Source organism: Nitrosospira sp. Nsp14 (genome assembly GCF_900113575.1).
GTDB lineage: Bacteria > Pseudomonadota > Gammaproteobacteria > Burkholderiales > Nitrosomonadaceae > Nitrosospira.
In genome coordinates this window covers 97,411-108,055 of sequence record NZ_FOPV01000014.1, presented here as the reverse complement: position 1 = coordinate 108,055, position 10,645 = coordinate 97,411, and the positions used below count along the sequence as shown (strand labels likewise).

At 51.8% G+C, this 10,645-nt stretch carries 17 protein-coding genes; 2 read left to right on the top strand and 15 right to left on the bottom strand.

What is annotated here, in order from left to right:
* A partial coding sequence (locus BM022_RS10550) for a methane monooxygenase/ammonia monooxygenase subunit C (RefSeq protein ID WP_218146873.1) occupies positions 1-244 on the bottom strand: 244 nt, incomplete at its 3' end.
* 733 nt (positions 245-977) lie between these two features.
* On the opposite strand from BM022_RS10550, the gene gluQRS reads away from it, so the two are divergent.
* Together gluQRS and BM022_RS10535 are read left to right on the top strand one after the other, a co-directional pair.
* On the top strand, positions 978-1,895 hold the full coding sequence (gene gluQRS / locus BM022_RS10540) for a tRNA glutamyl-Q(34) synthetase GluQRS (RefSeq protein WP_091139126.1): 918 nt from the start codon (positions 978-980) through the stop codon (positions 1,893-1,895).
* 181 nt (positions 1,896-2,076) lie between these two features.
* Complete coding sequence (locus BM022_RS10535; protein ID WP_091139142.1) at positions 2,077-3,234, top strand: FAD-dependent oxidoreductase; 1,158 nt, start codon at positions 2,077-2,079, stop codon at positions 3,232-3,234.
* A gap of 110 nt (positions 3,235-3,344) precedes the next feature.
* Here the strand turns inward: BM022_RS10535 and BM022_RS10530 are convergent, their stop codons facing one another.
* The 14 genes from BM022_RS10530 to rplR all read right to left on the bottom strand — a co-directional run bounded on the left by BM022_RS10530 (position 3,345) and on the right by rplR (position 10,640).
* Positions 3,345-3,854 (bottom strand): hypothetical protein, encoded by a 510-nt coding sequence (locus BM022_RS10530; protein WP_256209122.1) that lies wholly within the window; start codon positions 3,852-3,854, stop codon positions 3,345-3,347.
* A gap of 93 nt (positions 3,855-3,947) precedes the next feature.
* Entirely contained in the window at positions 3,948-4,262 is a 315-nt protein-coding gene (locus BM022_RS10525; protein ID WP_091139123.1) for a hypothetical protein, read from the bottom strand.
* Between the two features lie 205 nt (positions 4,263-4,467).
* Positions 4,468-4,866: a 50S ribosomal protein L17 gene (gene rplQ, locus BM022_RS10520; protein WP_091139121.1), complete on the bottom strand. Its 399-nt coding sequence runs from the start codon at positions 4,864-4,866 to the stop codon at positions 4,468-4,470.
* On the bottom strand, positions 4,853-5,857 hold the full coding sequence (gene rpoA / locus BM022_RS10515; protein WP_091139120.1) for a DNA-directed RNA polymerase subunit alpha: 1,005 nt from the start codon (positions 5,855-5,857) through the stop codon (positions 4,853-4,855). Before rpoA ends, rplQ begins: the two co-directional genes overlap by 14 nt.
* A 33-nt stretch (positions 5,858-5,890) precedes the next feature.
* Positions 5,891-6,517, bottom strand: coding sequence for a 30S ribosomal protein S4 (rpsD, locus tag BM022_RS10510; protein WP_091139118.1), 627 nt, complete (start codon positions 6,515-6,517; stop codon positions 5,891-5,893).
* A gap of 11 nt (positions 6,518-6,528) precedes the next feature.
* On the bottom strand, positions 6,529-6,918 hold the full coding sequence (gene rpsK, locus BM022_RS10505) for a 30S ribosomal protein S11 (RefSeq protein ID WP_091139116.1): 390 nt from the start codon (positions 6,916-6,918) through the stop codon (positions 6,529-6,531).
* A 48-nt stretch (positions 6,919-6,966) separates the two neighbouring features.
* Positions 6,967-7,347, bottom strand: coding sequence for a 30S ribosomal protein S13 (gene rpsM, locus BM022_RS10500; protein ID WP_091139115.1), 381 nt, complete (start codon positions 7,345-7,347; stop codon positions 6,967-6,969).
* 53 nt (positions 7,348-7,400) lie between these two features.
* The gene (gene rpmJ / locus BM022_RS10495) at positions 7,401-7,514 is read right to left on the bottom strand and encodes a 50S ribosomal protein L36 (protein WP_074633734.1); all 114 of its coding nucleotides are present in this window, start codon (positions 7,512-7,514) and stop codon (positions 7,401-7,403) included.
* A gap of 15 nt (positions 7,515-7,529) precedes the next feature.
* Positions 7,530-7,748 (bottom strand): translation initiation factor IF-1, encoded by a 219-nt coding sequence (infA, locus tag BM022_RS10490; protein ID WP_004181006.1) that lies wholly within the window; start codon positions 7,746-7,748, stop codon positions 7,530-7,532.
* A gap of 16 nt (positions 7,749-7,764) precedes the next feature.
* On the bottom strand, positions 7,765-9,093 hold the full coding sequence (secY, locus tag BM022_RS10485; protein ID WP_091139113.1) for a preprotein translocase subunit SecY: 1,329 nt from the start codon (positions 9,091-9,093) through the stop codon (positions 7,765-7,767).
* 17 nt (positions 9,094-9,110) lie between these two features.
* Complete coding sequence (gene rplO / locus BM022_RS10480) at positions 9,111-9,542, bottom strand: 50S ribosomal protein L15 (RefSeq protein ID WP_091139112.1); 432 nt, start codon at positions 9,540-9,542, stop codon at positions 9,111-9,113.
* A complete protein-coding gene (rpmD, locus tag BM022_RS10475; RefSeq protein WP_091139110.1) occupies positions 9,543-9,731 on the bottom strand; it encodes a 50S ribosomal protein L30 in 189 nt (62 codons plus the stop codon).
* Positions 9,728-10,270: a 30S ribosomal protein S5 gene (gene rpsE, locus BM022_RS10470; RefSeq protein WP_305728857.1), complete on the bottom strand. Its 543-nt coding sequence runs from the start codon at positions 10,268-10,270 to the stop codon at positions 9,728-9,730. The genes rpmD and rpsE overlap by 4 nt, the downstream gene beginning before the upstream one ends.
* Before the next feature lie 13 nt (positions 10,271-10,283).
* The gene (gene rplR / locus BM022_RS10465; protein WP_371264324.1) at positions 10,284-10,640 is read right to left on the bottom strand and encodes a 50S ribosomal protein L18; all 357 of its coding nucleotides are present in this window, start codon (positions 10,638-10,640) and stop codon (positions 10,284-10,286) included.
* Between the last annotated feature and the right edge of the window lie 5 nt (positions 10,641-10,645).

Sequence of the window (10,645 nt, the reverse complement as noted above, 5' to 3'; positions counted from 1 at the left end):
CAAATAAGGGCATGACGATCATGTGCACGCGCCATAATCCCATCCAGACTTTCTCAAACTCGGGTTCCATCGAGTCCATCCCGTGCGAATAGGCAAAGGTCCGCTGATACCAGACCCAGAATATCGCCACCGCCAGCATGGTGATCAGCCCAAATTTGTACCACCTTGAGTCGTACCACAGCGACATGTCGTAGTCGCGTCCACCCGACTTCGCCGTGCTCGACGTTTCATAGGTTGTTGCCATTTTTAATTTCTCCTGTTGCGTTGATCGAGTACTGCCTGCTTACTTAAGAAACCGCCTCGCCCCTCTTCCTCCCAGGCAGCGCTTTCCCTCTTTCCTGATACTGAACTATTACCAAATTAACAACACTAAAGTATCGATAGCCCCGAAATACCCCTTGAAATACCGATACCAATACCAATGTTACGTATACTTTACATACCCACAACCCTGTAAAGACTATCCGCGAAGATCAGCCAAGTCAAGAAGTTTGTCAGGACCACAATACTCAGCAATATCGGGCCCGACATATGCGTCGCTTGATGCAAGTCCGCCATGTACACTTCGGCGCTCAGTCTCGGGAAGTCTCTTAGACTCGTTGTCTGCCTGACGACGAGCATTGTAGTATAAATCCACTTTTTAAAGAAGGTTATAGTATGAGCATTGTCGACTGGGCATAGGAAACCGGTCGCTGACTTTTTCTCTCGTGTTGTTAGCGACTTAAGCCTCACTCGATCCCGCGATATGTTGCGGCTTGCCCAGATAGTCGCTTTAATATAAGGTGATACTGGAATTAGAGTGGTGTGGACTAGACCAGGTCAGGGGAAAATCTCAAATAAATTTCACCCCTCCACACTACCCAACTGCTCCCGAGGCAAGCCGCACCATGCGGGCAGCTGATGAGGTCGAAGAAAACATGCCGGGGCATGAATTAGAAAATCGAATTAAGCGCATTGTCCAATTCGCCCAGTGACAGATGAGCCAGAATCTCCATCCATTAACGCCTCCTGTCTATCGTGGGCGGTTCGCTCCGACTCCTTCAGGACCACTACATCTAGGCTCTCTCGTTGCGGCGGTAGGAAGTTACGTCGAGGCAAAGTCTCATAAAGGAGAATGGCTGCTCCGGATAGAGAATCTCGATCCGATGCGCGAGGTTTCGGGCGCCTCAGAGGAAATCTTGAAGGTGCTCGAAAAACTGGGGATGGAATGGGACAGGTCCGTCGTCTATCAGAGCCAGCGGAGTGCAGGTTATCGGGCAGCCCTTGCGACGCTTGAAAAACAGCGTTTGATTTACCCCTGCAGTTGTAGCCGAAAAGAAATAATGGACTCGACACTCAGCGGCATAGAAGGTCCCGTGTATCCAGGGACCTGCCGTGAGCACCTCCATCGCCGAACGTCCCCGGTAGCTTGGCGCATCCGCACCGATAATAAGCCGATAGAGTTCGTCGACTCGTTGCAAGGTCCAGTCCGCCATCGGCTACAACAGGATATCGGCGATTTTGTTTTGCGTCGGTCCGACGGTGTATTCGCTTATCAGTTGGCGGTCGTGGTGGACGATGCCGAGCAAGGTGTGACTCATGTAGTCCGGGGTGAGGATTTGCTGAATTCCACGCCTCGCCAAATATATCTGCAACGACGGTTGGATTATCCAACCCCATATTATCTTCATCTTCCCGTGGTGGTAAATGCGGAGGGCGAGAAGCTGAGTAAACAGACGCGGGCTGCGCCGGTAAACGCCGCTAATCCAATCCCGCAACTCATCACGGCGCTACGGCTCCTGGGCCAAACGCCTCTTCCGGAGCTGGTCGACGCTGAGCTTGCGTCATTTTGGAAGTGGACAATAGCGAATTGGCAGCCAGCGAGAATCCCGCGCAACGTATTGACGGCTCCGTAAGAACGCTTCTTTGGCCCTCGTATATCTTTCTAAACATTCAATGTACGCTGCTGCTGGCGATTGTTATGATAGACCATCAGCACTGTTGTTACATCCACCCGGCCGCGGTTATGAAAAATTCCTCGCGGAAGTTACCTATTTTAGGGTTTTAGAACTGCCTGGCCTTCACGAAGGAAAAACCGTGCCTTTTCTGCCGTTTTACATCTCTGGCCATAAGCGCCTCAAAATTATCATTGCCGGAGGGGGTTATGCTGGCGTCGCGGCACTGGTGACCTTGTTGCGGCATATGCCCGAGGCTTCCGTTACGATCGTCGATCCGGCAATCCATCACATCAAGATCACCCATCTTCACGAAACATTCAGATATCCCCTCGAAGACTTTTTGGTACCCTTTTCCACGTTGGAAAACCGCTTTGGGTGCCGCCACGTCGGTGCGGAATTGAGGATTGAAGAAGGCCTTCTTCAGCAATGGCACGATGATGGATTTATGACGGTTGACGATGAGATACTGGAATTCGATTACTTGTTGATCGCTTCAGGTGCTCCTATCGAGCAGATGGTTAAATCTCCCAACGTCCTGGATTTGAAGGACTTCTTTTCCACCCCTGGCTCCGGATTACTCGAATCTCGCCTCGATGCGGTCGACGCGAAGGACCGAATCATTTCAGTGGTAGGCGGCGGTGCCACCGGGATTCAATTCCTGTTTGAACTTGCTCATTTCCTCCAGCGCCGGCAAGCTGGGTACAAGCTGCGCTTAATTCATGGCGAAGATCGGGTGCTAAACCATTTCCCAGCGGGGTTCTCCACCTATACCCAAGCCCGTATGGGCCACCTGGATATCGATTTCTACGCCAGTACCCGTTTTCGTGGGCAAGAAGCTGATGAAATCATGTTGGAAAATCGCGATACCGGCAAGCGCTTCAGCCTGCCGTCCGCGATCTCACTCCTGTTCCTTGGCAAAACGCTCCCAACAGCGCTCTCTGCGAATGTATTCGGTCAGGTTGTTATTCAGCAGCAGCCACTACAGAACATTTTTACCGCTGGGGATTGCTCCATCTATCATTCCTTCGGCTCCAATTCCATGACTGCGCAATCGGCGGTCCGCAAAGGAATGCTTGCCGCGAGAAATATTTTGCGTCACTCAGGTACTTTTAAATTGCTTGAGCCCTACTTCCATCGCGATTTAGGTTATGTCGTCAGCCTGGGGCCAGCGGACGCGGTGGGATGGCTGGCGCTTGAAGGTAACGTAGTGAATGGGATCCCCGCAATGATGATCAAGGAAATAGTAGAAGCCCAATACGATTTGTTACTGACGGGAATCGACACCTATGTGTTATGAGAACTTAAGAAGCATTTTGGCAATGCCGCCGAGCAGCGGTCGGTAAAAACAGGAGAGCTCGCTCTTCAGCTAGATTTTAAGGCAGTCCTGATTCATGCCGTGCATAATGCTCAAATGGATCGGCCCGGTGGCACTATCGATGACGTAACCAGTCCCTGACGGATCCAGGTTTCGATTGTATATTCGTAGAACTTTTGATTGCGTGTCCCGCCGAAACCCCGCGCCAACGCTTTTCCCTGTTCGGTCAAGATAACATGGCCGAGATCAAGTTGGTTGCTGGCGTCCTGAGGAAATTGAATTTTGGTGGGCTTACCAAAATAAAACAGGCGCGTATGTTTTCCAAACCATTTTTTTACATACCCAGCGGCATCCATACTAAGCAAACCGGCTGCCTCGAGCCGTTGTAACGCTGGTAAATCGATACCTTGGGTAGTGTAGATTTCGTGCCCTATTTCATACACTAAAAGAAGCGGCTCCCCCTGGACCCACATGAATTGGCTGAGGGATGTGAAAAGTCCAGCGTCATGCTTATCAACGATGGGTATATTTATTTCTGGTCCCGAAGACATAAGGACTAATATTGCCTGATAAGAATCGATGGGTCGCTGGCGCCTAGCCATAATCTCTTCCTAACTCGGTTCGACCAGCTCGCCCCGTTGGCCTCCGGTTCGACAATCGGGAGAGGCTACGCGCGAGACGTGCCAACGTCTTGATCAATACTTAAGCCCGCGACGTGTGAGCTCATGTTCCAATCTTTCGAGAAAGTCAGTATTTTTTTTACGCTGCTTGTCGCCCTTATACCATGAGAAACAGGTAATTATTCCGAGCGCTGTTAGGCCCGCATTGTGCGGCGTCGGTCCCCCGAAAAACATATCCGTAAGACCGGTAAGAAAAGCGAAGGCGCCAAGATAACCTGTCCAACCCCAGAAACGATTTCCCCAAGTGGGGGCCTTGCGTTTAAGACACCATGCATGCAGTTCCCCACGCACCGAAATAAGTTCGGCGTCAGTCCAGCTTTCTAAATCCATCGGGACAGCTCCATTTGAACTTAATCCTCGCCAATGTCTACCATCTCATATTTCTTTCGAAATCGGAAACATCGGCTCTGCTTAATAGCAGTGTTAAGCGATTTCATGCGATGAACTCTCCTAAACGCTCGCTTGGATTATAAATCCTATTTCCATAAAAAAGCCGGGGGGCGCCCGGCTCTCTCACTTCGGAAACGATAAAGCCCTACGTATCGGCTTTACCCGTCGATGGCGTGGCGACCTGTTCAGGGCGATCCATCAACTCAACCAAAGCCATGGGCGCGTTATCACCTTTGCGGAAGCCAAATTTTAGAATCCGGATATACCCGCCATTACGCGCTTGATAGCGTGGACCAAGCTCATTGAATAACTTCCCAACCATATCGCGGTCACGCAGGCGGTCAAATGCCAAGCGTCTATTCGCGAGCGAGGGCTTTTTACCGAGGGTTATCATTGGCTCGATCACTCGGCGCAGCTCCTTCGCCTTCGGCAGCGTGGTTTTAATCACCTCGTGCTGCAGCAATGAGTTTGTCATGTTACGCAACATCGCCAGCCGATGGCTACTTGTACGATTTAGCTTTCTGAGTCCATTATGGTGCCGCATGGTTTGATTCCTTTTTACCTTTATCCAGAGTGGAAGGAGGCCAGCTCTCAAGTTTCATTCCCAGCGTCAATCCGCGAGAGGCCAATACCTCTTTAATTTCATTTAGAGATTTCCTGCCAAGATTCGGCGTCTTCAGCAACTCTGTTTCTGTGCGTTGAATTAAGTCGCCAATATAGTAAATGTTTTCCGCTTTGAGACAGTTGGCGGAACGCACGGTAAGCTCAAGATCATCTACCGGTCGGAGCAATACCGGATCAATCTGTGGCAGCTTTGGCTGTTCCACCGGCATTGGTGTACCCTTGAGATCGGCAAATACCGAGAGCTGCTCCACCAGTACTTTTGCGGCGTAACGGATCGCTTCCTCCGGATCGACGACGCCGTTGGTCTCAATATCCATGATAAGCTTGTCAAGATCGGTACGCTGCTCGACGCGCGCGCTCTCGACCGCATAACTTACTCGCCGCACCGGGCTGAAGGAAGCATCCAGCAATATACTGCCGATGGCGCGGCTTTCATTCGCCAATTGCCGCACGGTTCCCGGCACATAACCACGCCCCTGTTCGACCTTTATTTGCATATCCAGCTTTCCACCCGCTGTGAGATGGGCGATAACATGGTCGGGGTTGATGATTTCCACATCATGCGAGGTTTCGATATCGCCCGCGGTTACCGTGCCTTCTCCCTTCTTCTTAAGTATCAGGATAGCGTCGGGGCGGTTGTGCAGTTTGAGTACAATACCTTTGAGGTTAAGCAGAATATCGACCACATCCTCCTGCACCCCATCTAATGCGGAATACTCGTGCACTACGCCGCTGATCTGGACTTCAGTTGGAGCAAATCCGGGCATGGAAGACAGAAGAATTCGACGTAATGCGTTGCCCAAGGTGTGCCCATAACCGCGTTCGAACGGTTCCATGGTGATCTTGGCGTGCAGCGGCGAAACGTTCTGAACGTCAATAATGCGCGGGGTAAGAAAAGTGTTACTTTGCATAGCTGATCCTTTTGCGGAAAGCCTGGGCGTTGATTACTTGGAATACAGTTCGATTACTAAAGATTCGTTTATGCTCGATGGCAGGTCGGATCGTTCCGGTTTGGTTTTAAATATACCTTTCATCGCCTTGACATCCATGTCTATCCAGTCGGGAAAGCTCCGCTGTTCGGCTGCTTCCACCGCCGCCTTGATCCGCAAATGACTTTTTGCTTTTTCAGCAACCTCTATCACGTCCCCCGGCTTGACTTGATAGGATGGAATATTGACCCTATGGCCATTGACCAGAATTCCGTTATGACGCACGATTTGGCGTGCTTCCGACCGCGATGCACCAAAGCCCATGCGGTAAGAAACGGTATCCAGCCGGCACTCCAATAACTGGAGCAAATTTTCGCCGGTAATACCACGTTGCTTGTCTGCCAATTGATAATTGTTATGAAACTGGCGTTCCAATATTCCATATATGCGGCGCAGCTTCTGCTTTTCGCGCAACTGTACGCCATAGTCAGATAGGCGCGAGCTTTTCTGACCGTGCTGACCCGGTGCATAGTTTCTGCGTTCTATCGCGCATTTGTCAGTAAAGCACTTCTCTCCCTTCAGGAATAATTTTTCGCCTTCCCGGCGGCATTGCCGACATTTGGGATCAAGATTTCTAGCCACGGTCTTACTCCTTAAATACGACGTTTCTTTGGCGGACGGCAACCGTTATGAGGTACCGGCGTCACATCTGAAATACTGGTAATTTTGAAGCCGGCTGCATTCAAAGCCCGAACTGCGGATTCACGTCCCGGTCCGGGACCCTTGATGCGCACTTCGAGATTTTTCACCCCGCATTCCTGCGCGACCTTGCTCGCCTGCTCGGCTGCCACCTGAGCGGCGAATGGTGTGCTTTTACGCGACCCCTTGAAACCTGCGCCACCCGAAGTCGCCCACGACAGAGCATTGCCCTGACGATCCGTAATCGTCACAACTGTGTTATTAAACGAAGCATGAACGTGGGCGATTCCCTCCGCCACGTTCTTCTTGACTTTTTTTCGTACCCGAGTGGCTGCTTTTACCATTATTTTATCCTTTGACCTTCTGTTCAGTTAGCTACTGAAACAGTTCCGTTATTTTCCCGCCGCTTTTCCGCTGGAGGCACGAACTGCCTTCCTTGGACCCTTCCGCGTCCTCGCATTTGTCCGCGTCCGCTGACCCCGCACCGGTAAGCCGCGCCGATGACGAAGTCCGCGATAACAGCCGAGATCCATCAGCCTCTTGATATTCATCGAGACTTCGCGCCGAAGATCACCTTCGACCGCTAACTTCGCGACTTGATCCCGAAGTTTGTCCATCTCGGCGTCGGTCACGTCTTTGATCTTGGTAGAGGCGCCAATCCCGGCCGCAGCACAAATCTCGCGCGCCCTGGTGCGGCCTATGCCATAAATAGACGTCAACGCAATCTCGGCATGCTGATGATTTGGGATATTTACTCCAGCGATACGGGCCATACGCTTTTCCTACGAAAATTTTCGATTATAACATTCATACCACGCTTATCCGCTTAACCCTGCCGCTGCTTGTGCCTCGGATCTGTGCAAATTACGCGCACGACACGATTGCGCCGAATAATCTTGCAATTGCGGCAAATCTTTTTTACTGATGCCAACACTTTCATATCTTCTCCTTCCCGCTACTTCGCGCGGAATGTAATGCGCGCTCTACTTAAATCATAGGGCGTAAGATCTACTGTAACCTTATCACCCGGCAAAATACGGATGTAATGCATCCGCATTTTGCCCGAAATATGCCCCAGCACCACGTGCCCGTTCTCCAACTTGACCCGGAACGTCGCGTTAGGCAACGTCTCCAGTATCTCGCCCTGCATTTGAATAGTTTCTTCCTTAGCCATCCTATCCTTGGGTGAACTATCTGGCCGGTAACCCGCCACCGCCCTTGAAGTTCGTTTTCTTCAAGAGACTCTCGTATTGATGCGACATGATGTAAGCCTGTACCTGCGCCATGAAGTCCATGGTTACAACCACAATAATCAGCAGTGAAGTGCCACCAAAATAAAATGGTACGTTCCACTTCAAAATCAGAAACTCAGGCAACAGGCATACGAGGGTCACATAAATGGCTCCGGCCAACGTGAGTCTTAACATGATGCGTTCGATATAGCGGGCAGTTTGGTCGCCTGGTCGAATTCCAGGTATGAACGCACCGCTTTTTTTCAGATTCTCCGCCGTCTCCTTGGGATTAAATACAAGCGCGGTATAAAAGAAACAGAAAAACACAATCATTGCCGCATACAGCATGACGTAAATCGGTTGGCCGGGCGATAACGCGCCGCTGATATCCTTCAGCCAGCTCATGGATTCGCCGCTGGAAAACCAGCCTGCCAAGGTAGCCGGGAACAGGATGATGCTGGAAGCAAAGATCGGTGGAATAACGCCGGCCATATTAAGCTTAAGTGGAAGATGAGAGCTCTGGCCACCATACACCTTTCGTCCGACCTGCCGCTTCGCGTAGTTGACCAGTATTTTTCGCTGGCCCCGCTCAACAAAGACGACAAAACCCGTAACCACCGTTGCGGCGATAAAAATTCCTAACGCCACCAGAAAATGCATCGCACCGGTCCGAACCAGCTCGAGTGTGCCACCAATCGCGCTTGGCAGACCTGCAGCAATTCCTGCAAATATAATGAGAGAAATCCCGTTGCCGATACCCCGCTCCGTGATCTGTTCGCCCAACCACATCAGGAATATTGTACCTGTAACCAACGTTATCACCGTGGTCAACAGGAACATGGGTCCAGGTTCTATTACCAACCCGGCCTGCGACTGCAATGCGATCGAAATACCATATCCCTGCACCAGCGCAAGCCCCAACGTGCCGTATCGGGTGTACTGCGTTATTTTCCTGCGCCCGGATTCGCCTTCCTTCTTGAGAGCCTCCAGATACGGGAATGCGACGGTACCCAATTGCATAATGATGGACGCCGAAATATACGGCATGATACCGAGCGCGAAGATCGAAAAACGCGAAAGCGCACCCCCGGAAAACATATTGAACATCCCAAGAATGCCGCCTTGCTGAGACTCAAACAAGTCTTTCAACACCACCGGATCAATACCGGGTACCGGAACATGCGCACCGATGCGATAGACAATCAACGCGAACAGCAAAAACCATAACCGACGTTTCAAGTCTCCAAGCTTCCCGGAGAGCCCCCGTAGGGAATCGCTAGCGGCCAATCTATCTCCTTTTGAGCTTATTCAACGCTGCCGCCGGCTGCTTCAATAGCCGCCTTGGCACCCTTCGTTACCGCAACGCCCTGTAACCTGACCGCGCGTTCGATCCCCCCGGAAAGTATCACTTTGACGGTTACGGCAGAATTCGGGATGATTCCTGCCTGCTTTAATGTCAGAACATCGATCGTTTCTTCCGATAACCGGCTCAACGCTGACAATCGCACTTCCACACCGCCCTTACGGGTAAGCGAAACAAAACCCCGCTTCGGCAATCGGCGCTGCAGGGGCATCTGCCCCCCCTCGAACCCAACTTTATGAAAACCGCCGGCGCGGGATTTTTGTCCCTTATGACCCCGCCCGGCCGTCTTGCCGAGACCGGAGCCGATTCCACGCCCCACGCGTCTTCTCGCGTGCTTTGCACCCGCGGGGGGTTTAATAGTATTCAGCTGCATCTATGCCTCACTTTTTACGAGGTAATAAACATGATTGATCATCCCTCGCACCGCTGGCGTATCTTCCAGTTCCACGCTGCTGTTGATTCCGCGAAGCCCCAATCCCCGCACCGTCGCCCGATGCGATCGTTTCGCGCCAATAAGGCTTTTGATCAAGGTCACCTTGATCCTTTTTCCGTTATCGTTCATTTCGCCAACCCAAGGATATCTTCAACGCTCTTGCCCCGCTTTGCCGCAATTTCAGCCGGGGTGTTCATTTCCTTCAAACCGTTCAGAGTTGCACGCACAACATTATACGGATTCGTTGAACCGATACACTTCGCAAGAATGTTATGCACGCCCATCACCTCAAATATCGCTCGCATCGGGCCGCCGGCGATGATGCCGGTACCTTCGGAGGCAGGCTGCATATACACCGTAGCGGCGCCATGCCTGCCAATCACCGGATGATGCAACGTTCCATTCTTGAGGCTGACCTTGATCATCTTGCGCCGCGCTTCGTCCATCGCTTTTTGCACCGCTACGGGCACTTCACGGGATTTTCCTTTGCCCATGCCCACGCCGCCATCGCCGTTCCCAACCACGGTCAAGGCCGCGAATCCAAGTATGCGCCCCCCTTTTACCACCTTGGTGACGCGGTTGATGGCAACCATTTTTTCCTTGAGTCCATCACCACGATCATCGCCTTGGGGCACCTTCCCCTGCATTCGTCCCTGCATCTTAGCCATTATCTTTCCTCATTTAGAATTTGAGGCCATGTTCACGTGCCGCCTCGGCCAATGCCTTCACGCGCCCGTGATATTTGAAACCCGAACGGTCGAATGCTACCGACTCGATGCCCAGGCTTTTGGCCTTTTCCGCGACCCGCTTGCCGACTGCAGCCGCCGCGCCCACGGTGCCTCCGTTGGGTAATTCCTTGCGCAGATCCGGCTCCAAAGTTGATGCACTCGTTAGCACCTTGCCGCCAGCACCGTCTATCAGTTGTGCGTAAATGTGGCAGTTGCTACGATGCACCGCTAAACGCACCACTTTCAACTCGGCGATTTTGGCACGGGTTTGGCGAGCTCGGCGCAAACGGGATTTTGTTGATTTCAGCATATGTA